The organism is Streptococcus sp. SM5, from assembly GCF_027497975.1.
In genome coordinates this window covers 25,171-47,339 of record NZ_JAJNSC010000013.1, presented here as the reverse complement: position 1 = coordinate 47,339, position 22,169 = coordinate 25,171, and the positions used below count along the sequence as shown (strand labels likewise).

22 protein-coding genes are annotated in these 22,169 nt (G+C 42.3%); 8 read left to right on the top strand and 14 right to left on the bottom strand.

Translation table 11 applies throughout. The annotated features are described in order from the left end of the window. Positions 1-114: 114 nt before the first annotated feature. Complete coding sequence (locus tag PAN07_RS10640) at positions 115-1,329, bottom strand: pyridoxal phosphate-dependent aminotransferase (protein WP_033687296.1); 1,215 nt, start codon at positions 1,327-1,329, stop codon at positions 115-117. Positions 1,330-1,591: 262 nt separating this feature from the next. Beyond that, positions 1,592-1,894: a hypothetical protein gene (locus PAN07_RS10635; protein ID WP_269797920.1), complete on the bottom strand. Its 303-nt coding sequence runs from the start codon at positions 1,892-1,894 to the stop codon at positions 1,592-1,594. Positions 1,895-2,055: 161 nt separating this feature from the next. On the opposite strand from PAN07_RS10635, the gene PAN07_RS10630 reads away from it, so the two are divergent. Then, positions 2,056-2,508: a universal stress protein gene (locus tag PAN07_RS10630; protein ID WP_125447690.1), complete on the top strand. Its 453-nt coding sequence runs from the start codon at positions 2,056-2,058 to the stop codon at positions 2,506-2,508. Positions 2,509-2,693: 185 nt separating this feature from the next. Here PAN07_RS10630 and PAN07_RS10625 read toward each other — a convergent pair whose 3' ends face one another. After that, positions 2,694-4,085: a Cof-type HAD-IIB family hydrolase gene (locus PAN07_RS10625; RefSeq protein ID WP_049516517.1), complete on the bottom strand. Its 1,392-nt coding sequence runs from the start codon at positions 4,083-4,085 to the stop codon at positions 2,694-2,696. Positions 4,086-4,150: 65 nt separating this feature from the next. Between PAN07_RS10625 and PAN07_RS10620 the strand changes: the two genes are divergently transcribed. Further along, positions 4,151-5,113, top strand: a complete 963-nt coding sequence (locus tag PAN07_RS10620; RefSeq protein WP_269797919.1) for an asparaginase — start codon at positions 4,151-4,153, stop codon at positions 5,111-5,113. Between the two features lie 51 nt (positions 5,114-5,164). On the opposite strand, the gene ccpA is transcribed toward PAN07_RS10620, so the two are convergent. Continuing rightward, positions 5,165-6,175 carry a catabolite control protein A gene (ccpA, locus tag PAN07_RS10615; protein ID WP_269797918.1) on the bottom strand — a complete coding sequence of 337 codons (1,011 nt, stop codon included), beginning with the start codon at positions 6,173-6,175 and terminating at the stop codon, positions 5,165-5,167. A 237-nt stretch (positions 6,176-6,412) separates the two neighbouring features. Between ccpA and PAN07_RS10610 the strand changes: the two genes are divergently transcribed. Beyond that, positions 6,413-6,730, top strand: coding sequence for a DUF960 domain-containing protein (locus PAN07_RS10610; RefSeq protein WP_000886037.1), 318 nt, complete (start codon positions 6,413-6,415; stop codon positions 6,728-6,730). A gap of 160 nt (positions 6,731-6,890) precedes the next feature. Here PAN07_RS10610 and folK read toward each other — a convergent pair whose 3' ends face one another. From folK to PAN07_RS10580, 6 genes are all read right to left on the bottom strand, one after another. Next, positions 6,891-7,703 (bottom strand): 2-amino-4-hydroxy-6-hydroxymethyldihydropteridine diphosphokinase, encoded by an 813-nt coding sequence (gene folK / locus PAN07_RS10605; RefSeq protein WP_237447178.1) that lies wholly within the window; start codon positions 7,701-7,703, stop codon positions 6,891-6,893. 158 nt (positions 7,704-7,861) lie between these two features. Beyond that, positions 7,862-8,416: a GTP cyclohydrolase I FolE gene (gene folE, locus PAN07_RS10600; RefSeq protein WP_000380917.1), complete on the bottom strand. Its 555-nt coding sequence runs from the start codon at positions 8,414-8,416 to the stop codon at positions 7,862-7,864. Continuing rightward, positions 8,397-9,719 (bottom strand): folylpolyglutamate synthase/dihydrofolate synthase family protein, encoded by a 1,323-nt coding sequence (locus PAN07_RS10595; RefSeq protein WP_237447177.1) that lies wholly within the window; start codon positions 9,717-9,719, stop codon positions 8,397-8,399. Before PAN07_RS10595 ends, folE begins: the two co-directional genes overlap by 20 nt. Before the next feature lies 1 nt (position 9,720). Continuing rightward, positions 9,721-10,701, bottom strand: a complete 981-nt coding sequence (gene folP / locus PAN07_RS10590) for a dihydropteroate synthase (protein ID WP_237447176.1) — start codon at positions 10,699-10,701, stop codon at positions 9,721-9,723. Positions 10,702-10,794: 93 nt separating this feature from the next. Next, positions 10,795-11,502, bottom strand: coding sequence for a CPBP family intramembrane glutamic endopeptidase (locus PAN07_RS10585; RefSeq protein ID WP_237447175.1), 708 nt, complete (start codon positions 11,500-11,502; stop codon positions 10,795-10,797). Positions 11,503-11,553: 51 nt separating this feature from the next. Continuing rightward, positions 11,554-12,972: an NCS2 family permease gene (locus PAN07_RS10580; protein WP_049502246.1), complete on the bottom strand. Its 1,419-nt coding sequence runs from the start codon at positions 12,970-12,972 to the stop codon at positions 11,554-11,556. Positions 12,973-13,161: 189 nt separating this feature from the next. Here PAN07_RS10580 and PAN07_RS10575 point away from each other — a divergent pair, with 189 nt between their 5' ends. The 5 genes from PAN07_RS10575 (at position 13,162) to PAN07_RS10555 (ending at position 18,206) form a co-directional block, all read left to right on the top strand. Further along, positions 13,162-13,974: a Cof-type HAD-IIB family hydrolase gene (locus PAN07_RS10575; protein WP_269797917.1), complete on the top strand. Its 813-nt coding sequence runs from the start codon at positions 13,162-13,164 to the stop codon at positions 13,972-13,974. Between the two features lie 224 nt (positions 13,975-14,198). Continuing rightward, positions 14,199-15,218 (top strand): alcohol dehydrogenase AdhP, encoded by a 1,020-nt coding sequence (adhP, locus tag PAN07_RS10570; protein WP_000649185.1) that lies wholly within the window; start codon positions 14,199-14,201, stop codon positions 15,216-15,218. Positions 15,219-15,452: 234 nt separating this feature from the next. Further along, on the top strand, positions 15,453-16,442 hold the full coding sequence (locus tag PAN07_RS10565) for a PTS sugar transporter subunit IIB (protein WP_004258131.1): 990 nt from the start codon (positions 15,453-15,455) through the stop codon (positions 16,440-16,442). Positions 16,443-16,467: 25 nt separating this feature from the next. After that, on the top strand, positions 16,468-17,271 hold the full coding sequence (locus PAN07_RS10560; RefSeq protein ID WP_000022716.1) for a PTS mannose/fructose/sorbose transporter subunit IIC: 804 nt from the start codon (positions 16,468-16,470) through the stop codon (positions 17,269-17,271). A 23-nt stretch (positions 17,272-17,294) separates the two neighbouring features. Continuing rightward, positions 17,295-18,206, top strand: a complete 912-nt coding sequence (locus tag PAN07_RS10555) for a PTS system mannose/fructose/sorbose family transporter subunit IID (protein ID WP_000136864.1) — start codon at positions 17,295-17,297, stop codon at positions 18,204-18,206. 55 nt (positions 18,207-18,261) lie between these two features. Here the strand turns inward: PAN07_RS10555 and pepC are convergent, their stop codons facing one another. The 4 genes from pepC to PAN07_RS10535 form a co-directional block, all read right to left on the bottom strand. Continuing rightward, complete coding sequence (pepC, locus tag PAN07_RS10550) at positions 18,262-19,596, bottom strand: aminopeptidase C (RefSeq protein WP_049499889.1); 1,335 nt, start codon at positions 19,594-19,596, stop codon at positions 18,262-18,264. A gap of 110 nt (positions 19,597-19,706) precedes the next feature. Then, entirely contained in the window at positions 19,707-20,429 is a 723-nt protein-coding gene (locus PAN07_RS10545) for a pseudouridine synthase (protein WP_084947315.1), read from the bottom strand. A gap of 223 nt (positions 20,430-20,652) precedes the next feature. Next, complete coding sequence (locus PAN07_RS10540; protein WP_050252449.1) at positions 20,653-20,883, bottom strand: GlsB/YeaQ/YmgE family stress response membrane protein; 231 nt, start codon at positions 20,881-20,883, stop codon at positions 20,653-20,655. A 9-nt stretch (positions 20,884-20,892) separates the two neighbouring features. Then, positions 20,893-22,134: an aminopeptidase gene (locus PAN07_RS10535; RefSeq protein ID WP_269797916.1), complete on the bottom strand. Its 1,242-nt coding sequence runs from the start codon at positions 22,132-22,134 to the stop codon at positions 20,893-20,895. Positions 22,135-22,169: the final 35 nt, after the last annotated feature.

The window sequence follows — 22,169 nt, the reverse complement described above, 5'->3', positions numbered from 1 at the left end:
GTTTAGCCGGCTATAAAGTGATCAGTTACTAAACATACTTTACTATTCTATCTGATTCTTTCACTTTTGTCAATAGCTCTAGGCAAATGTTTCCAGCTTTTTCTAATGTAAGCCCTATCTACGATACTGTTTCAAGAAACGAGTCATCTTTTCTTGGATTTGGGCTAGTTCATCAACACGCGGAAGATAAACGATACGGAAGTGGTCTGGTTCCTGCCAGTTGAAGCCTCGACCATGAACTAATAGAACCTTTTCCTGCTTCAAGAAATCAAGGACAAACTGCTCATCATCATCGATACGGTACATGTTGCGGTCGATTTTCGGGAAGATATAGAGTCCCGCCTTGGGTTTAACGGCAGACAAGCCTGGAATATCTTGAATAGCATTGTAGATGAAGTTTCTTTGCTCATAGATTCGTCCACCAGGAAGAAGCAATTCATCGACTGACTGGTGACCACCCAAGGAAGTTTGTACGACTTGTTGGGCCAAAACGTTAGAGCAAAGACGCATATTGGACAGCATATTGAGACCTTCAATATAGCCCTTGACGTGTGTCTTAGGTCCAGATAAGACCATCCAACCTACACGAAAACCAGCGATACGGTGAGATTTTGACAGACCATTCATGCTGACACAGAAAACATCTGGTGCCAAGCTTGCCACAGGCGTATGCACATGTCCATCCATGACCATGCGGTCGTAAATTTCATCCGCAAAGATAATCAAATCGTTTTGACGGGCAATCTCAATAATCTCCAACAAGAGTTCCTTAGGATAAAGGGCTCCAGTTGGATTATTTGGATTGATAAGGATGATCGCCTTGGTATTGGAAGTGATTTTTGACTTGATATCGTCAATATCTGGATACCATTCTGCAGCTTCATCACAGATATAGTGAACGGCATTTCCCCCAGCTAGGCTGACAGCTGCTGTCCAGAGAGGATAGTCTGGCATTGGCACTAAGACTTCATCCCCGTTGTCCAAAAGCCCCTGCATAGACATGACAATCAATTCACTAACACCATTTCCAAGGTAGATATCATCAATATCTACATTTGGAAATTTCTTCAATTGACAATACTGCATGATAGCCTTACGGGCTGAGAAAATCCCTTTGGAGTCAGAGTAACCTTCACTATCACGCGCATTCATAATCAAGTCATGAATGACCTCGTCTGGCGCTGTAAAACCAAATTCTGCTGGATTTCCTGTATTCAGACGTAAAATCTTTTCTCCATTTGCTCGCATTCGCATGGCTTCTTCCAAAACAGGACCACGGATATCATAAGCAACATGCTCTAACTTACTAGACTTGTTATATTCTTTCATCTTGTTTCCTCAATTCATCAGGATAGTAACATTATACCACTAGAAAGAGAATGCGACAAGTTTACTGAAATGTGTTATACTCTTCGAAAATCAAATTCAAACCACGTCAACGTCGCCTTGCCGTACTCAAGTACAGCCTGCGGCTAGTTTCCTAGTTTGCTCTTTGATTTTCATTGAGTTTTACTAGATTAAGATAGAAGAAAAACCTCGCTAAAAGCGAGGCCAAGACAGGGGAGATAGCAGGTATTTTGCGAAAGTCACATCACATACCAAAAGATAAACCTAGAAAAAGCAATCCTAAAAAGGAGTCATAAAGAAGATTGAACATGAGGAAAAGTCCCCATATCATCAAGTAATCCCAACGCCCACTTCGTTTTGCAACTAGGAATAATACCAAATGGTAGAGTAAATGAAAGACTAAAAAGCCAACAAAACCTGGATAGAGAAGCGGAATTAGCTTCTCTAATTGCCAGATCATGATAACTTCTAGCAAGACTGAAACTAGGATGATTCCATAATAAAGGAAATTTGATTTTTTTGTTTCTTGAAAAGCGTTTTTCATCATTCTCCCTCCCTTCACTTCTTTCCTGCTATCCTTTCTTTTATTTTATCATATATTTATATAGATTTTAATCGCTAACATTCTTTTGAAAAATACTTTTTTTGCTTTACTTCTATAGTGAAAAGGTTTACAATTATAGTAAGAAAATTTCAGGAGGTTTCATTATGGCACAACGTTACCAAAATATTATGGTCGCAATCGATGGTTCTAAGGAAGCGGACTTGGCTTTTGTCAAGGGAGTTCATTCTGCTCTACGAAACGACGCTAAACTCACCATCGCACATGTCATTGACACACGCGCACTCCAAAGCGTATCCACCTTTGATGCTGAAGTTTACGAAGAACTCCAAGTCGACGCTGAAAGTCTGATGAAAGAGTACGAAAAACGTGCAAGGGATGCTGGTGTGGCAGATGTTCATATCGTCGTTGAAATGGGAAATCCAAAGACCCTACTAGCACGTACTATTCCCGATGCTGAGGAAGTGGACCTCATCCTCGTTGGCGCAACTGGTCTCAACGCCTTTGAACGCCTCTTGGTCGGCTCTTCATCTGAATACATTCTCCGCCATGCTAAGGTTGATTTGCTGGTTGTGAGAGAACAAGAAAAAACCTTATAATCACAAAGAAAAGGAGCTCAGCGCTCCTTTTTGTTTACTATTTATACTCTTCGAAAATCAAATTCAAACCACGTCAACGTCGCCTTGCCGTATATATATGTTACTGACTTCGTCAGTTCTATCTACAACCTCAAAACAGTGTTTTGAGCAGCCTGCGGCTAGTTTCCTAATTTGCTCTTTGATTTTCATTGAGTATTATTTCTCTCTTTATGACGCTCATAAGCCTTGAGCTGGCGCTGCAGTTCCTTTTTAATAGCAGGTTCTGGAGCATATTTTTCTTCCCAATCATCTGGTTTTAAGATTTTATGGGTCACTGGATCAAAGTGAGCCTTGCCATCTGGAAAAATTTTCCCCATATTGGCCTGATGGACAATATCAAAAATACGTTCTGGATCCACCCCCATCAAGACAAAACTACCGTAGGTAAAGTAAAGCGTGTCGATCAGGGCATCTACCTGACCTATCAAATCTTGCTGAGCAGGCGTCTTCTTAGCCACTTTATCGGCCGCCTTATCAAGAGCTTGATGAAGTTGCGATAGAGCTCGACCAAAGTCCTCTTCAGAAGGACTGGCAGCTCTAACAAATTCCACCAATTCTTCTATTTTAAAGCCAGCCCTGTGGGTTGCACCTTCTAAATCCCAAGCTCGTGGTTCTTCTTGGGTTCGTTCATCCATCATGTGGTGGAAGGTCTTGACCTTATTGAAATGATAGTCACGGCTGACAAAGACTTTTTCTGAAGCTAGAACACCAAAATGTTCCAGGGCCTTGTGGATTCCGTCTTGCTGATTGCTAGTGGTAATGTGCTTGGCAACTTCCTTGACACTGCTACTACCATTTCCCATAGCGACCGACATACCAACACCTGCAAGCATTTCAAGGTCGTTATCTGAATCACCAAAGGCCATGACTTGGTTGAGATCAAAACCATATTCTTTCCCGACTCGGCGTATGCCTTCCAACTTAGAGTTTCCTTGATTGATAACATCCGCTGCAAAAGGATTGCTACGTGTCAATTTCAAGTCTTCAAAATCAGCTGCTGCCTTCTCAGATTCTTCTGGCGTCATCAGCATCAAAACTTGGTAGATAGGCTGATTCATCAGATCAAGCAGGTCTTCTTCCTTTTGGGGAACAACCTTGCTGACCATACGATTAAAGGAATGACTCACTGTCCGAGTTAAAACTGAGGGAACGAAGCGACTGATTCGTTGGGAAAAAGAACCCAGACCAAAAGACATGATTTTGGAACCCAACATGGCATCCTTGGTCCCTAGAGCAATCTCCTTGCCCTCTTTTTTAGCATAACTGATTAACTGGCGCAAATGTAACTTGGAAATTGGGCTCGTGAACAAGACTCTGTCTTTAGTAAAGATATACTGGCCATTGTAGGTTACCGCAAAGTCCAGATCCAAATCGTCCATCAATTCCTTAACAAAAAAAGGTCCTCGTCCTGTCGCTACACCGACAAGCACCCCTTGTTCTTTGACAATCTTAATCGCGTCCTTAGTGGATTTCAAAACACTCTTGTGATCGTTGACCAAGGTTCCATCGATATCAAAAAAAACAGCTTTGACTTCCATCCTATCCCAATCTCCCCTTTTGTGATACAATGATTATACCACATTTCAGAAAGAGTGAGTAAATCATGCCTAAGAAAATCCTTGTTTTACATACGGGTGGAACTATTTCCATGCAGGCCGATGCTTCTGGCGCTGTTGTGACGAGTTCAGATAATCCCATGAACCATGTGTCCAACCCACTTGAAGGAATCCAAGTCCACGCCTTAGACTTTTTTAACCTGCCAAGCCCCCATATCAAACCCAAGCATATGCTAGCCCTCTACCAGAAAATTAAAGAGGAAACTGCTAACTACGATGGAGTGGTAATCACACACGGGACCGATACTTTAGAGGAAACAGCCTATTTCCTTGATACCATGGAAGTTCCCCATATGCCTATCGTTCTAACAGGGGCCATGCGTAGCTCCAACGAACTCGGTAGTGACGGTGTCTATAATTATCTGAGTGCTTTACGAGTGGCTAGCGATGACAGGGCTGCTGACAAAGGAGTTTTGGTCGTTATGAACGATGAAATCCACGCTGCCAAGTATGTTACCAAAACGCATACAACCAACGTCAGCACCTTCCAGACTCCAACACACGGGCCACTTGGTCTGATTATGAAACAGGAAATCCTCTACTTTAAAACAGCTGAACCTCGTGTCCGCTTTGACCTTGATCACATACAAGGATTAGTCCCTATCATCTCTGCTTATGCTGGTATGACAGATGAGCTGATTGATATGCTGGATTTGGAACAATTGGACGGTTTGATTATCCAAGCCTTCGGAGCTGGTAATATTCCAAAAGAAACGGCTCAAAAATTAGAAACCCTTCTGCAAAAAGGAATACCAGTCGCCCTGGTTTCACGATGCTTTAACGGTATTGCCGAGCCTGTTTATGCCTACCAAGGTGGGGGCGTGCAGTTGCAAAAATCTGGTGTCTTCTTTGTTAAAGAACTCAACGCCCAAAAAGCCCGCTTGAAACTCCTCATCGCCCTCAATGCCGGACTAACAGGGCCAGCTTTGAAAGACTATATGGAAGGGTAAGTCTCTTCTCTAAAAACAAATCAGGAAATCTTCACGATTCCCTGATTTTTTCTATTTCCGTTTTCGTGTCGAACGACGTTCTGTCAAACCATGAGGTAAGAGAACTTCACGTTCTTCCAACTCTTCCTTGTGCATAATCTTAGTCAACATACGCATACTAATAGCACCAAGGTCATAAAGAGGTTGGGCAATAGTTGTCAAGTTTGGACGGGTAAAGCGTGAGATTTGTGAATCATCACTAGTAATGATTTCAAATTCTTCTGGTACTGACACACCCTTATCAGCAAGACCGTTCAAGACACCTGCTGCCAATTCATCACCTGTTACAACTGCTGCAGTTGCGTTTGATGAAATCAAGCGTTCTGCCAAGGCATAGCCGTCTTCATAAGTGTATTTAGATTCAAATACCAATCCTTCGCTATAAGAAATCCCTGCTTTTTTCAAGGCTTCCTTGTAGCCAACCAAACGAACCTTACCATTGATGTCATCCACTAATGGACCGCTTACGAAAGCAATGCGCTCATTTTCTTTAGCAAGGTAGGTCACTGCATCAATCGTAGCTTGTTTGTAGTCAATATTGACACTTGAAAGCTGATGTTCTACATCCACAGTTCCTGCAAGAACAACCGGTGTCCGAGAACGAGAAAACTCTGAACGAATTTTTTCAGTCAAGTGGTAACCCATAAAGATGATACCATCTACTTGCTTAGAAAACAGTGTATTGACAACTGAAACTTCCTTATCATCATCCTCATCACTGTTAGCAAGGACGATATTGTACTTGTACATTTCAGCGATATCATCAATCCCTTTAGCAAGCGTTGAAAAATAACCATTGGTGATATTTGGAATCACGACACCGACAGTAGTTGTCTTTTTACTTGCAAGACCACGCGCCACGGCATTTGGACGGTAATCCAAACGATCAATCACCTCAAGCACTTTTTTACGTGTGTTCTCTTTTACATTCTTATTGCCATTGACTACACGGCTAACCGTCGCCATTGAAACCCCTGCTTCACGGGCGACATCATAAATCGTTACTGTATCGTCTGTATTCATTCCATTTCCTTTCTATATCATACCTCACGAGACTCTAAAAAAGAGACGGTATGAAAATTTCGTTTTCATGATTCTACTTATTCCATTTTATCACTATTTGTAAACACTTTCAAGCTTTTTTTGAAGATTATTTGAAAAAATTTCATAGGAAGCTATGTTTATGAAGAAAAAATCACCTTTTCTTGATTTTTAATCCTATTTGCTGTATGATAAGGGAAAAGAAAGGGGGGCAGAAATATGGCTTTTACCAATACCCAGATGCGGTCTGCTAGTTTTGGCATTGTTACCAGCTTGCCTGATGATGTCATTGACTCTTTTTGGTATATCATCGACCACTTCTTAAAAAATGTCTTTGAATTGGAGGAGGAACTCGAGTTTCAATTGCTCAATAACCAAGGAAAAATTACCTTCCACTTCTCAAGCCAACACCTCCCTACAGCCATTGATTTTGATTTTAACCATCCATTCGACCCTCTTTATCCCCCGAGAGTACTGGTTTTAGACATGGATGGTAGAGAGACTATACTCCTCCCAGAAGAAAATGACCTATTTTAATACTCAATGAAAATCAAAGAGCAAACTAGGAAGCTAGCCGCAAGCTGCTCAAAACACTGTTTTGAGGTTGCAGATGGAAGCTGACGTGGTTTAAAGAGATTTTCGAAGAGTATAAAAACTCTAGCCTTCAGTTACAAACGACTGAAAACTAGAGTTTTTTCTATTTTTTCAAAGCATCATACAAGTTGCGGATAGGTTGCTTTAATGTCGGATGGATAAAATGAGGCGCAATTTCTTGTAGAGACTCAAGAACAAACAGGCGTTCCGCTATGTAAGGATGGGGCAAGATGAGGTCGTCTGTATAAACAACCTGGTCCTCTACAAAGAGCAGGTCCAAATCAATCAAACGAGGTCCCCAATGCACTTCTCTCACCCGTCCCAGCTCTGACTCAATGGCTAACAAGGTTTCTAACAAGACTGGTGCTGGTAGCCAGGTTTCCACCTCAACCACTTGATTAGCAAAGCTATCCTGCTCCACTCCACCCCAAGGCTCCGTCGCTAAGACACTGGACTCTTTGAGAATATGGATGCCACGAGCTCGCAGTTTGTCAATAGCTTGCTCCAAATTTGCTTGCTTATCCCCCATATTGCTTCCTAGGGCGATAAAGGCCCGTTGCTTACGACGATGAATAGTCACCGAACAAGTATCTAGTGGCAAATGCACTGGCGCCCAAGGTTTTTTCAGTTCCAACTTAATTTCTTGGACAAGAGGATAGGTCTCAAAAGTACGTTCTACCAACTTGTAAGCTACCGTTTCAATCAAGTCCTCAGTGGTTTCCTGAAACCAAGTCGTCCACTGCTGACACAGTTCTCCATAATGGACAGAGGCTGTTAAATCCAAGTCTGTCGCTGCCTTGGTCATATCATAGGATAGGATGGCTGAAACGACAAACTTCTGCCCCAATTCTTTCTCACTAGGGAACAGACCATGGTAGGCAAAAATTTCCAAATCTTTAATCTGCAGTTGATCCATAACTAGTCCTTTCTAGAAAAATCCGCCCAAAGCGGATTCTTTTTATACTCAATGAAAATCAAAGTCCAAACTAGGAAGCTAGCCGCAGGCTGCTCAAAACACTGTTTTGAGGTTGCAGATGGAAGCTGACGTGGTTTGAATTTGATTTTCGAAGAGTATTATAGTCCCATTAAACGATAAGCCTGATCTCGGAGGTCCTTATCTGTTTCAAACAAACCACGAGCTACTGTCGTCAAGGTTGCAGTACCTGGTTTTCTGACACCACGCATGCTCATACACATATGTTCCGCCTCAATAACAACAAAGGCTCCCTTAGCACCCAGATACTCCATCAAGGCATCGGCCACTTCGATATTCAATCGTTCTTGAATTTGTGGTTTTTTAGAATAAACTTCAACCGTACGGGCTAGCTTAGACAATCCTGCCACACGACCATCTGGAATGTAGGCAATGTGCGCTCTACCATAAAATGGCAGAAAGTGATGCTCACACATCGTGTGGAAAAAGATATCCTTTTCTACTACCATGTTATCATCGATAATCTCAAAGGATTTTGACAAATGTTCCTCCGCTGTTTGACCAAGACCTGAAAAAATCTCTTGGTACATACGAGCGACACGAGCAGGTGTTTCCTGCAAGCCCTCGCGGTTAGCGTCCTCTCCTACAGCCTCGATAATCATTTTTACAGCTGCTTCAATCTTTTGTGTATCCATTCTCGTTCTTCCTCTCCATCAGATAGGCTCTCACTTGGCTCAAGAAATACAAGGAACCCGTGACAATCCTAACTGTTTGTTTCTCTTCTTTTTTATCTATCAATTTCTGCTCTAGAAAACCCTGCCAACCTTGGTAGCTGAGATTTCTAGACTTAGCTGCCTCTTTCAGCACGCTTTCATCAGTCGCCCGACTATCGTCAAAATGTGTCAGGGTAAGCTCGGTATCTGGGGTTTCCTCCAACAAATCCAACATATCTTCCAAGGCCTTGGTTTTGATGCAGGTAAAGAGGATCTCCTTATGATAATCCGCAAAACGTTCTTGCAAGGTTTCTATTAAAGCCTTGATAGCATGAGGATTGTGGGCTCCATCCAAAATCATCAAGGGTTCCCTTGACACGACCTCCAGACGCCCTGGCCATCTTGTTTCTTCCAAGGCTTGAGCAATCAAGTCATTGCTTGCTAGCTCTTGGCCATCTTCTTGACAAAAAGTATCAAGTAAAGCTATGGCCATCCCAGCATTCTCTATCTGGTGCAAACCAAGCAAACCAGTCTGGAATCGACCTTGTCTGACCGAACTGGTATAATCAAAGATTTCTCCCATTACCACACTCTCTTGGTGACTGACCTGATAATCTTTCCCATAGGCAAGTCTCGGTGCATCTTTCCCTTCCGCAATGCGGTCAATCACAGCCAAAGCTTCTGGAGCAATACGACCTGTCACCAAGGGAATACCTTGTTTGATAATACCAGCTTTCTGCTCTGCTATGGCTTCCAAGGTGTCACCAAGTAGGGCTACATGGTCCAATCCAATAGTCGTAATTCCTGTCAAAATGGGCTGACAGACATTGGTACTATCTAAAAGCCCACCCATGCCGACTTCCATGATAGCCACATCTACTTGCTCTGAAGCAAAGTAGTCATAGGCTATGGCTGTGATAATCTCAAACTCGGTTGTGCCCTGTAAATTAGCGACCGCTTCTCCCTCCAGCAAAGACTGATAGTCTGCCATGAGGGTTTCTAGCTTCGCTTCTGGGATAGATTCCCCATTGATGCTAATCTGATCTGTGTAATGAATGAGATAGGGCGAGCTAAACGCGCCAACTCTCAGCCCTAGCTTTTCTAGCATCTTTTTCAAAAAAGCAATGGTCGAACCCTTGCCATTGGTTCCTCCGATATGGATAACCTTGAGTTTGAGATGGGGATTGCCACGCAAAGCTAACAGTTCCACCATGCGTTCCAAGCCAAAATGCGGTTGGTCCGTCCGGTAGTTAGCAATCCACTGATTATTTTCAATTTCTTTCATCTTATTTATATTGTTTTAAATCTAAATCTTCCGCTTCATCAGCCAGACGAATGGCGGAGGCAATTTCAACTGCCATCCTGTGACTAACTACATCATGCACGCGCACCACTTCCACACCCTGTCTCGCAGCGATACTGGTTACATGAGCCGAAGCCGTATCTCGATTGCGGAAACCAAGTTCTGTCTCAGGATTGACTTCAAAACCATTTTCTTCAAGAATATTGATGACAAACCGCTTGCGCGACACTCCGAGAAAGATTGGATAGCCTTTCTGATGTAGTTTATCCAGATCCCGTAAAAGAAGCAGATTTTCTTTCTTGGTCAGACCAAAGCCAATTCCTGAATCCAGCAGGATGTTTTCTTGAGCAATCCCAGCTTCCTCTGCTCTCGCTAGTGCTCGTTCAAAAAAAGTCTCCATCAACTCTTCGATTGGCAATTTTTCAAAGTCAGCTAACTCTTTTTCTGTAAAAGCTTGACCAAAGCCAAAATGAGGGAAGATGAGCGAGCTAGGGTGCTGAGGTCGTGCCATGACTGGATTAAACATAATGACTACTTTCGCACCAGCCTTAGCAACCTCATGGGCCATTTTCTCATCACCCATAAGACCAGTGATATCATTGACTAGATTGGCACCAGCAGCCAAAGCAGCTTCTGCTACTTGACTCTTCCAAGTATCAATAGAGATGAGGACATCACTTTCCTTGCGAATAGCTTTGATCACTGGAACAACACGCTGGATTTCCTCTTCTATCTCAACATAACTACTTCCCGGCCGCGGCCGAGTCGATTCTCCGCCGATATCTAGCATACTGGCTCCTTCTGCTATCAATTTACGAGCCTGCTGAAGCGCCTGCTCAAGAGCAAAAAATTGACCACCGTCCGAAAAGGAGTCTGGGGTTACATTGATAATTCCGCAAATAGCTGTCTTTGCATGATTGGCTTTAGTTGACATATCGGTCACTCCCTCAAGGCTTTTCACCATATTATTTCTCTATTTTACCATAAAAAGAAAAAGATGGACACGATTGCATTCATCTTTTTCCCAGTAGAAACAGGTAAGCAATTGTCAAAAATCTTAAACAGAAATCCCTAATGTCCGACTCAAAATCACCACGAGAGCCAGCAAACAGAAAGCAACCCCATTCACAATCATGTGAAGTAAGATAGACATTTCCAAACGTTCTGTCTTGTAAGCCGTCCAAGACAGAACGATCGACATACCTCCATAAATCAATAAAGAAGGTAAATTACTTGGTTGATGCAATAAAGCAAACACAATCGTACCGACTATAAATCCCAAGTTCTCTTTTCCTCGGAAAATCTTTTTAGGAACAATCCCACGGCACAAGATTTCCTCACAAATTGGAGCAAGCAAGGCCAACAAGAAGAAACTGGAAATCAGAGAACTATTCTGAACCATGTCGTTAATCTGAGACTGATTCCCTGTTGTCGTCTCATTTGATAGTTGCAATAAAATGGAACCAAGTATATTTGAACAGATAATGACTAAATAACTTAATCCCAAACGTGCCAAATCCTTCGCTCTAAAAAAAGAAAAATTAAAACTTGCTAACTGCGTTTTACGAGCTCCAATAATAAACAGCACCAGAATCACAATCGAAATACCAGAAACTATCAGTCCTGACTGCAACAGTGGTACTGCATTTAAAGTTAAAATAGCAGTAACCCCTATAGGAATCTGATATAAAATTGTCGCCAGAAAAAAGATTAACAGCCAACCTGCACGATTCAATAATTCTTTCCACATATTTTTCTCTTTCATCACCTATCTCCTTTGTATTAAAAAGGGGGAAAATCCCCCTGGGTTATCCTATTATAAGGCCATGCTGATGTAGTTAAGGATAAACAAGGCATCCAAAATCCAAATCATGACATGAACATCTTTAGCTTGACCTTTAACAAGCTTAGTCAAAGTGTAAGTCAAGAAACCAACTGCAATCCCTTGAGTGATAGAGTAGCTGAATCCCATAAAGATAGATGTGAAGAAAGCAGGAACCGCTTCAGACATATCATCCCAATGGATATTTTTCAAGCTAGCCAACATCATAATCCCAACGATAATCAAGATTGGAGCTGTAGCGGCTGTTGGTACAATCGCTAGAAGTGGGCTAAAGAAGCTTGAGATCGCAAAACAGATTGCCACGACCAAGGCTGTCAAACCAGTACGTCCACCTGCACCGATACCAGCAGCAGACTCGACATAAGTCGTTACGTTCGAAGTACCAGCGATGGCACCAATTGAAGTACCAATCAAGTCAGAGTAAAGAGCCTTATCCAACTTAGCTGATTGGTGGTTTTCACCATTTGTCGCTACGATACCAACTTTTTCACCTGTACCGATCAAGGTACCAATTGTATCAAAAATATCTGTCAATGAGAAGGCAAGAATAGCCATCAGAGTTTCAGGCAAGCGAGCTGTATCTGAAATCAAAGCTCCCAAACCTTCTGAACCAAGAGCTGCACCAAAGACTGTCTTCAAATCTTCAAAGGCTGCACCAACATGGTTATTAGCAAAATCGATGCTTGACAAATCTACCAAACCAACTGCGATAGCAAGAATAGTTGTTGTCAAGATAGAGAGGATAATTCCCCCTTTAATTTCTTTGATAACAAAGAAGATTGTAATGGCCAGTCCTGCAAGTGCCACCAAAACAGCTGGGTTATTAAAGTCAACCAATCCTGGAACTGCTGAAGAGTTTGCTGCAATCGTTGCTTTAGCTTTGTCAGCCCCTTCTCCTACAACAGTATAGTTACCTGGATCGATCGTAAATTTCAAAAATCCAGCATTCTTAATTCCTACGTAGGCAAGGAAGACACCGATACCAGCTGAAATAGCTGAGCGAAGAGCATTTGGAATCGATTCAATGATCATTTTACGAACATTTGTCAAGGTAATAATCAATGAGATAATCCCACAGATGAAGACCATAGCTAGGGCTTCTTGCCAAGAATAACCGAGTCCAAATACAACTGTAAAGGTAAAGAAGGCATTAAGTCCCATACCTGGCGCTTGGGCATAAGGTAAGTTAGCGTAGAAAGCCATCATCAAGGTACCTGCTACTGCACCAATAATTGTTGCGAGAAACACACCCTGAGCAGGCATTCCTGTTTGCGAAAGAATTTGTGGATTTACAAAGAGAATATAACTCATTGCAAAGAAAGTTGTTAAACCAGCGAGAACCTCTGTACGAACGTCTGTACCATTCTCTTTTAGTTTAAATAATTTGTCCATTATCAATCTCCTTTTAATTTTTACGAACAATAATAGAATTATATCATTTATCATTCACTTTTTCAATATCTTTGTTTGATTTATTTAAGAATTTGATGGAATTTCTTTTTTGGTTTCGAATCTGCTTTTCTTCCTGCTTTCTGTTATAATAGTAGACATCTTATCTGAAAAGACACTAGAAAGGTCCCTATGACGAAAAAAATTATTGCAGTTGACCTGGATGGAACCCTACTCAACTCAGACAGTCAAATTTCTGACTTTACCAAAGAAACCATAAAAAAAGTTGCCGAAAAAGGGCATCAGGTTATTATTACAACGGGTCGCCCTTACCGCATGTCAAAAGATTTCTACCGTGAACTAGGCTTAGACACTCCTATGATTAATTTCAACGGCTCCCTTACTCATTTACCAGACCAAACTTGGGACTTTGAAAAGTGTTTGACGGTGGACAAAAAATATCTGCTAGACATGGTTCGACGTTCAGAGGACATTCAAGCCGATTTTATCGCTGGAGAATACCGTAAAAAATTCTACATTACAAATCCTAATGAAGAAATTGCCAATCCCAAACTATTTGGTGTAGAAGCTTTCCAGCCTGAAGATCAATTCCAGCCTGAGTTGGTGACCAAGGACCCTAACTGTATCCTGTTGCAGACCAGAGCCAGTGACAAATATGCCTTGGCAAAAGAAATGAACGCCTTCTACCAGCATCAACTTTCTATCAATACCTGGGGAGGTCCGCTCAATATCCTTGAGTGTACACCCAAAGGAGTTAATAAGGCCTTTGCTTTGGACTACTTGCTCAAGGTAATGAACCGTGACAAAAAAGATTTGATTGCCTTTGGAGATGAACACAATGATACCGAAATGCTAGCTTTTGCTGGAAAGGGCTATGCCATGAAAAATGCCAATCCAGAGCTACTCCCTTATGCGGATGAGCAAATTTCCCTGACCAACGACCAAGATGGGGTTGCCAAAACCCTGCAAGACTTATTCTTATAGCCCCTACTGACCAGCTTGCGAGCTGGTCTTTGTGTTCTTTTCACAATCTCATCAACTAGTTAATCGATTATTCTATTTTTTACCCCCAAAACCTTGGAAAAGGCTTTCTTTTGTGATATAATTCACATATAAATACAAGAGAGCTCGTCATACTCGACTCTGTTGACACAAAATCAATCCAGTCCCGTTATCCCTGTTCTCGGTCAATATCAAGGAGGATAGCTATGAAAGCTGTTGTTGTAAATCCAGAAAGCACTGGTGTTGCTGTTGAAGAAAAAGTACTCCGTCCACTTGAAACTGGGGAAGCACTTGTAGAAATTGAATACTGTGGTGTTTGCCACACTGACCTCCACGTTGCCCATGGTGACTTTGGTCAAGTACCAGGCCGTGTTCTAGGACATGAAGGTGTTGGTATCGTTAAAGAAATTGCCCCAGATGTAAAAAGCCTTAAAGTCGGCGACCGCGTCAGCGTTGCTTGGTTCTTTGAAGGATGTGGCACTTGCGAATACTGTACTACTGGCCGTGAAACTCTTTGCCGTACAGTGAAAAATGCTGGCTACTCAGTAGATGGTGGTATGGCTGAACAATGTATTGTAACTGCAGACTATGCTGTCAAAGTTCCTGACGGACTTGATCCAGCCCAAGCTTCTTCTATCACATGTGCTGGTGTAACAACCTATAAAGCCATTAAAGAAGCCAAAGTTGAACCAGGTCAATGGGTTGTTCTATACGGCGCTGGTGGCCTTGGTAACCTAGCTGTTCAATATGCTAAAAAAGTATTCAATGCTCATGTCATCGCCGTTGATATCAATAACGACAAACTTGCCCTTGCAAAAGAAGTAGGCGCTGACATTGTTATTAACGGACTCGAAGTTGAAGATGTACCTGGACTCATCAAGGAAAAAACTGATGGTGGAGCTCATTCAGCTGTCGTAACTGCTGTGTCTAAAGTTGCCTTCAACCAGGCTGTTGACTCAGTTCGTGCCGGTGGTCGCGTAGTCGCTGTTGGTCTTCCTTCTGAAATGATGGAACTCAGCATCGTCAAAACCGTTCTAGATGGAATCCAAGTCATCGGTTCTCTTGTTGGAACTCGTAAAGACTTGGAAGAAGCCTTCCAATTCGGTGCAGAAGGTTTAGTAGTTCCAGTTGTTCAAAAACGTCCAATAGAAGATGCCGTAGCCATTTTCGACGAAATGGAAAAAGGTCAAATCCAAGGACGTATGGTACTCGACTTCACCCACTAATCTAATAAAAACCTATTTTAAAAGTTGGAATACGCTTCCAACTTTTTTATATTAAATTTTTTAATAAGGATTCAAAAAAACTTCTCTAAAACTCAATATATCAATATTTTCAGATGTAATCTTTTTAATTATTTTATGATAAATAGTTGATTTTTTGATGAAAACGGTTTATACTTAAAAAGTCTTAAAGTTTTCTTAAACGAAAACTAAAACAAAAAAGGAGGAATGACAATAATGAGTATCGGAATCATTATTGCGAGCCACGGCGAATTTGCTGCGGGTATTCATCAGTCAGGATCTATGATCTTTGGTGAACAAGAAAAGGTTCAAGTTGTAACCTTTATGCCAAACGAAGGTCCTGATGATCTATACGCTAAGTTTAATAACGCTGTTGCTGCATTTGACGCAGAAGATGAGGTTCTAGTTTTGGCTGACCTTTGGAGTGGATCTCCATTTAACCAAGCTAGTCGCGTGATGGGAGAAAATCCTGAGCGTAAGTTTGCCATCATCACAGGACTGAACTTACCGATGTTAATTCAAGCCTACACAGAGCGCCTCATGGACGCTGCTGCAGGTGTAGAAAAAGTCGCTGCTAATATCATTAAAGAAGCCAAAGATGGCATCAAAGCTCTTCCAGAAGAGCTAAACCCAGTTGAGGAAGTAGCAAGCGCTGCAGCTGCTCCAGTTGCCCAAGCTGCTATTCCAGAAGGAACTGTCATCGGAGACGGTAAACTCAAAATCAACCTTGCCCGTCTAGACACTCGTTTACTTCACGGTCAAGTTGCAACTGCTTGGACTCCAGATTCAAAAGCAGATCGTATCATCGTTGCTTCAGATAACGTAGCTAAAGATGAATTACGTAAAGAATTGATTAAACAAGCAGCTCCAGGTAAAGTGAAAGCAAACGTTGTTCCTATCCAAAAACTAATCGACGTTGCAAAAGATCCTCGCTTCGGAGGAACACATGCCCTTATCTTGTTTGAAACACCTCAAGATGCCCTTCGTGCTATTGAAGGTGGCGTGCCAATCAAAACTCTTAATGTTGGATCAATGGCTCACTCAACTGGTAAAACAATGGTTAACAACGTTTTGTCTATGGATAAAGAAGACGTTGCTACATTTGAAAAAATGCGTGACCTTGGTGTTGAATTTGATGTACGTAAAGTACCAAACGACACCAAAAAAGATTTGTTTGACTTGATCAACAAAGCAAACGTGCAATAATCGATTTTATGAAAGGATTTTAAAGATGTCTATTATTTCTATGGTTTTAGTAGTCGTTGTAGCCTTCCTAGCAGGTCTTGAAGGTATCCTCGACCAGTTCCAATTCCATCAACCAATCGTAGCTTGTACCCTTATCGGTCTTGTTACCGGTAACCTTGAAGCAGGGATTATCCTTGGTGGTTCTCTTCAAATGATCGCCCTTGGTTGGGCTAACATCGGAGCTGCCGTAGCTCCTGACGCTGCTCTTGCTTCTGTTGCTGCTGCCATTATCATGGTTCTTGGTGGCGACTTTACTAAGACAGGTATCGGTGTTGCCCAAGCGGTTGCTATCCCTCTTGCAGTTGCTGGTCTATTCTTGACTATGATTGTCCGTACACTCTCTGTCGGATTGGTTCACACTGCTGATGCTTCTGCTAAAAAAGGTGACTTCAAAGCAGTTGAACGTGCTCACTTTGTCGCACTTCTTCTTCAAGGTCTTCGTATTGCAGTCCCTGCAGCACTCCTTCTAATGGTACCAACTGAAACAGTACAAAGCATTCTAAATGCTATGCCTGATTGGCTTAAAGATGGTATGGCTATCGGTGGTGGTATGGTCGTTGCCGTTGGTTACGCTATGGTTATCAACATGATGGCAACTCGTGAAGTATGGCCATTCTTCGCTATCGGTTTCGTGCTTGCTGCCGTGTCAGATATTACTCTAATCGGATTTGGTGCTATCGGTGTTGCTATCGCTCTTATCTACCTTCACCTTTCTAAAACTGGTGGAAATGGTGGCGGAGGAGCCGCAACTTCTAACGACCCAATCGGCGATATCCTAGAAGACTACTAAGATAAGAAAGGACTGAAAACATCATGACTGAAAAACTTCAATTAACTAAATCAGATCGTAAAAAAGTTTGGTGGCGTTCAACTTTCTTACAAGGTTCTTGGAACTATGAACGTATGCAAAACTTGGGTTGGGCTTACTCATTAATTCCAGCTCTTAAAAAACTCTACACTAAAAAAGAAGATCAAATCGCTGCTCTTGAACGCCATCTTGAGTTCTTCAACACTCACCCATACGTAGCCGCTCCAATCATGGGGGTTACTCTTGCACTTGAAGAAGAACGTGCTAACGGTGTTGAAATTGATGACGCTGCTATCCAAGGGGTTAAAATCGGTATGATGGGACCTCTTGCTGGTATCGGTGACCCAGTATTCTGGTTTACAGTACGCCCAATCCTTGGATCACTCGGTGCTTCACTTGCCCTTACTGGTAATATCTTAGGTCCAATCCTCTTCTTCGTTCTTTGGAACTTGATTCGTATGTCATTCTTGTGGTATACACAAGAGATTGGATACAAGGCTGGATCAGAAATCACTAAAGATATGTCTGGCGGTATCCTTCAAGACATCACTAAAGGAGCTTCTATCCTTGGTATGTTCATTCTTGCTGTCCTTGTTCAACGTTGGGTAAATATTAAATTTGCTTTCGATGTTGCCAAAGTTCAACTAGATGAAAAGGCTTATATCCATTGGGATAAATTGCCAGAAGGATCTAAAGGTATCCAAGAAGCATTCGCACAAGTAGGACAAGGATTGTCTCAAACACCTGAAAAAGTTACTACTTTCCAACAAAACTTGGATATGTTGATCCCTGGACTATCAGGACTACTCCTTACTCTCCTTTGCATGTACTTGCTTAAGAAAAAAGTATCTCCAATCACTATTATCCTTGCACTCTTCGCAGTGGGTATTGTGGCACATGTTCTTCACATCATGTAATCAAGCAACTTAAAAGGAATCAGGTTCTAAAATCTGATTCCTTTTTTCTATACTTTTATTCGGCCAAGGCACCCATTGGATCCCATGGTGCGAGTACAATTGGTTCTGATTCATAGGCAGCTTGTTCTTCTGCTGTCAGCAATTCCTTACGGACAACGATTTGGTAAGTGTATTCGTCCATCCAAGCGTCTGAGGCAACAAAGTACCCATCGGTACCAACCTTGTCTCCCCATGAGTTTTCAACCTTCCACTTGGTTGACTTCCCATTTTCATCCAAATCAACACCTGTCAAGACCATGGCGTGGGTCATCAAACTTTCGCTGTAATCCAAACGTCCAGCCTTGTCTTGAGTGAGTTTAATGTCCATGCTTGATTCAAAGTCATAAACATCTGTCGCAAGGATTCCAGCCTTACGGTTGCTGAGCTGGCCGACATCAGAACCAAACCAAACAGTCTCACCTGCTTGCATTTGAGCAATTGCCAACTCTTTCAAGCGCTCCATCGGCACGTTGATGTAACGAACCGCACGGCTACCAACCACATTTCCTAACATCTCAACTGTGTAAGATTTTCCGTAAGGCTTGTCAGCAGTTGGAGCATTGATAACAGAAACATAATCTTCTAGAGGAAGATTGACATATTTCTTGTAAAACTCTTGTGGTGTAATGCCCTTTTCGCTTTGGTAGTTGTTATCTTTATCGCGATAAGCAAAGTCAAACTGACGTGGTGGAAGTCCTAATGACATGGCAAGGAAATTAAAGATTTCTTGCAAGAGGTCTTCTTTCTTAGCTTGAACAGTCGCTTGGTCCGCACCAGAAGTAAGCAAGTCACGCAAGATTTGAGCATCTTGGCGAAGCAATTTGTTAAGTATTGCATTTAACTCACGGCTACTACTAGATGAAACAGACTCAGGGTAAACTGACTTAGGCACGACACCGTATTTCTCAAAGAGAGAAACGACCATATCCCATTGACCGCCATCTTGTTGAGGTGTTTGAAGTAGGAATTTAACCTTACGGCTCGTCAAATCTTGGTCTGCGGTTGCAATGACTTGCTCCAAGAACCAGTTGGATTTCTCATACTTATCCCAGAAGAATGTATGAGCCTGTGACAACTCAAAGTTTTCCAATTTATATTGAGAGATGAGTTTGTGACGGAAGGTGTTAAGGGCTGCAAACATCCAGCAACGACCAGACGCTTTCTGGTTTGTTACCTTGTCCTTGGTCAAATCCAATGAGAAAACAGGTGTGTTGTCTACATGGCTTTGGCGACGTTCTAGGGCTGCAAAAATTCCATTATGGCTAGCAGCATTTTCAATCGCTTGGTATTTTACATTTGCTTCATAGTTGGCAAATAATTTATCAGTAAATGATTCTTGAATCGCGTTCATAGATTCCTCCTTTTATTCTACAGTCTATTATAACGCTTTTCACAAAGTAAGCAACTGAAAAACATAAAAGGCAAGGATATTCTTCCTCACCTTTTCGAATATAAATCAAATTAGGCAATATTCGCAAGGAGAGCTTCTAACTCTTCCTTGGTCAAGCGACGCCATTCCCCTCTTTGTAAGTTATCATCTAACATCAGAGTTCCCATAGTCAAACGCTGTAGGTCTACTACTTCCTTACCACAGTAGGCCACCATACGCTTGACCTGATGGAACTTCCCTTCTGCAATAGTCACACGGATTTGGCTCTGATTCTTTTCTGAATCTACCAACACAAGCTCCAGTCTGGCGGGCTGACAGGTAAAGTCTTTGAGAGGAATTCCCTTAGCAAATATCTCTACGTCTTCTTGGGTCATAATTCCCTTAACCTGTGCCAGATAGGTCTTATCCACATGACGCTTGGGTGAAAGAAGAGCATGGGCAAGCTGGCCGTCATTAGTCAAGAGCAAAAGACCATGCGTGTCAATATCCAAGCGTCCTACTGGGAAAACTTCCTTGCTCCGAGCAATATCATCCAGCAAGTCCAGAACGGTTCTGTGTTTGGGATCCTCAGTCGCTGAAATAGCCCCTTTGGGCTTGTTCATCATGTAGTAGACAAACTCTTCATACTCCAACACTTTCCCATCAAAGCGAATGTCATCTCTTTCTTCATCAATCTGCAATTTAGCTGACTTTTCTTTTTTACCATTTACCGTCACGCGACCAGCCTTGAGCAAGTTTTTGACCTCAGTTCGGCTCCCCACAGCGCAGGCAACTAAAAATTTATCCAATCTCATAGAACTATTATATCATACTCAAAAGGAGGCTGGTACAATGACCAACCTCCTTTTCGTTTCATACTCTTCAAAAATCTCTTCAAACCGCGTCAACGTCGCCTTGCCGTATATATGTTACTGACTTCGTCAGTTCTATCTACAACCTCAAAACAGTGCTTTGAGCAACCTGCGGCTAGTTTCCTAATTTGCTCTTTGATTTTCATTGAGTATCAGATTTAAGGAATTAACTTCCTCGTCTCCAGAAAATCGCTAAGACAATCATGGAACCTAGTATTGCCGGAATAATGGCAGTTCCTGCTATTATCGGTCCCCAAGTCCCAAAAAGCAAATGCCCTATAAAGGCACCAATCCATCCGAGAAACATTTTTCCAAAACATCCCATGCGTTCTCCACGATTGGTTAGAGTACCTGCTAAAAATCCCACTAGGAGACCAACGAACATACTTCCTAACATATTATCTCCTTAATTTGCCCAATCTCCGTTACGGAAGAGTGGTACACGTGTCCCATCCTCACGGATACCATCGATATCCATTTGACTAGACCCAATCATAAAGTCCACATGAACATCTGAACGGTTAAGCCCTGCAGCTTCAAGCTCTTCTTCGCTCATCTCTGCTCCACCAACGACGCTAGTCGCATAGGCTGCACCGATAGCCAAGTGGTTTGAAGCATTCTCATCAAAAAGGGTGTTGAAGAAGGTAATGCCTGACTGAGAAATTGGACTTGGATCTGGTACCAAGGCACATTCACCCAAGGCACGCGCACCCGCATTTTCAAAGACAAGGTCTTTCATGACTTGATCGCCTTTTTCTGCAGCAATATCCACAATTTGTCCATCCTTGAAGGTTACTTTAATTCCTTCGATGATATTTCCATTATAGCTAAGCGGTTTTGTAGAAGTGACATAACCATCTGCGCGACGGAAGTCAGGTGCTGTGAATACTTCCTCTGTCGGCATATTCGGCAAGAATCCTTCACCCTGCGCATTGATAGCACCAGCTGATTCCCAAACGTGGTTCTTCGGCAAGCCAAGTGTCAAATCAGTTCCTGGTGCTGTGTAATGAAGGGCTGAAAATTGCTCTTTATTAAGCATATCGGCCTTGCTCTTCAAGATAGCTACATGCTCTTCCCAAGCCTTAACAGGATCTTCTTCGTAGACACGGCAAGTTTTGAAGATTTGGTCCCAAAGGAGATCGACTGCTTCTTCATCGTTCGCAGCATTTGGAAAGACTTTCTTAGCCCACTCAAGTCCAGCAGCGGCTGCTACCGTCCAGCTAACCTTGTTAGATTGAGTTGCGATTCGCATTGGCTTCATAGCAAGTCCCATAGCTTTAGCAGAAGCTGATAGCTTATCAGCATCCACTCCGTTCAAGGCACCTGGATCAGATGAACGAACTCCGAGACGGCTAGCCTTGTTCTCCAAGAGATAGTTCATCTCAGCAATCTTGTATTCTGGCACATTGTCCAGACGCTCCATCGGCGCATGGAGAAATTTCTCACGGTTGATGACATCATCTGTCCACTGAACGATCACCTCATGTGCACCCAAAGCATAAGCTTCTTTGACGATTAAGTGAGCCAACTCACGTTGCTCCACATCGATAGAGAGAGCCAAAGTGTGACCAGGTTGCACGTTGATTCCATTTGCAACCAATAATTTCGCATATTTTTCTAGATTTTCTTTAAAATTTGGTAAAACCATGTTGTTTCTCTTTTCTATTTTTATTTTTCTTTCAA

Coding starts and splice junctions, on each gene's coding strand:
- PAN07_RS10565 (WP_004258131.1), top strand. CDS start 15,453: ATGAGTATCGGAATCATTATTGCGAGCCACGGCGAATTTGCTGCGGGT.
- PAN07_RS10640 (WP_033687296.1), bottom strand. CDS start 1,329: ATGAAAGAATATAACAAGTCTAGTAAGTTAGAGCATGTTGCTTATGAT.
- PAN07_RS10540 (WP_050252449.1), bottom strand. CDS start 20,883: ATGTTAGGAAGTATGTTCGTTGGTCTCCTAGTGGGATTTTTAGCAGGT.
- folP (WP_237447176.1), bottom strand. CDS start 10,701: ATGGTGAAAAGCCTTGAGGGAGTGACCGATATGTCAACTAAAGCCAAT.
- PAN07_RS10560 (WP_000022716.1), top strand. CDS start 16,468: ATGTCTATTATTTCTATGGTTTTAGTAGTCGTTGTAGCCTTCCTAGCA.
- PAN07_RS10625 (WP_049516517.1), bottom strand. CDS start 4,085: ATGGAAGTCAAAGCTGTTTTTTTTGATATCGATGGAACCTTGGTCAAC.
- folK (WP_237447178.1), bottom strand. CDS start 7,703: ATGGATCAACTGCAGATTAAAGATTTGGAAATTTTTGCCTACCATGGT.
- PAN07_RS10580 (WP_049502246.1), bottom strand. CDS start 12,972: ATGGACAAATTATTTAAACTAAAAGAGAATGGTACAGACGTTCGTACA.
- pepC (WP_049499889.1), bottom strand. CDS start 19,596: ATGAACGCGATTCAAGAATCATTTACTGATAAATTATTTGCCAACTAT.
- PAN07_RS10630 (WP_125447690.1), top strand. CDS start 2,056: ATGGCACAACGTTACCAAAATATTATGGTCGCAATCGATGGTTCTAAG.
- adhP (WP_000649185.1), top strand. CDS start 14,199: ATGAAAGCTGTTGTTGTAAATCCAGAAAGCACTGGTGTTGCTGTTGAA.
- PAN07_RS10610 (WP_000886037.1), top strand. CDS start 6,413: ATGGCTTTTACCAATACCCAGATGCGGTCTGCTAGTTTTGGCATTGTT.
- folE (WP_000380917.1), bottom strand. CDS start 8,416: ATGGATACACAAAAGATTGAAGCAGCTGTAAAAATGATTATCGAGGCT.
- PAN07_RS10555 (WP_000136864.1), top strand. CDS start 17,295: ATGACTGAAAAACTTCAATTAACTAAATCAGATCGTAAAAAAGTTTGG.
- PAN07_RS10585 (WP_237447175.1), bottom strand. CDS start 11,502: ATGAAAGAGAAAAATATGTGGAAAGAATTATTGAATCGTGCAGGTTGG.
- PAN07_RS10575 (WP_269797917.1), top strand. CDS start 13,162: ATGACGAAAAAAATTATTGCAGTTGACCTGGATGGAACCCTACTCAAC.
- PAN07_RS10595 (WP_237447177.1), bottom strand. CDS start 9,719: ATGAAAGAAATTGAAAATAATCAGTGGATTGCTAACTACCGGACGGAC.
- PAN07_RS10620 (WP_269797919.1), top strand. CDS start 4,151: ATGCCTAAGAAAATCCTTGTTTTACATACGGGTGGAACTATTTCCATG.
- PAN07_RS10545 (WP_084947315.1), bottom strand. CDS start 20,429: ATGAGATTGGATAAATTTTTAGTTGCCTGCGCTGTGGGGAGCCGAACT.
- ccpA (WP_269797918.1), bottom strand. CDS start 6,175: ATGAATACAGACGATACAGTAACGATTTATGATGTCGCCCGTGAAGCA.
- PAN07_RS10535 (WP_269797916.1), bottom strand. CDS start 22,134: ATGGTTTTACCAAATTTTAAAGAAAATCTAGAAAAATATGCGAAATTA.
- PAN07_RS10635 (WP_269797920.1), bottom strand. CDS start 1,894: ATGATGAAAAACGCTTTTCAAGAAACAAAAAAATCAAATTTCCTTTAT.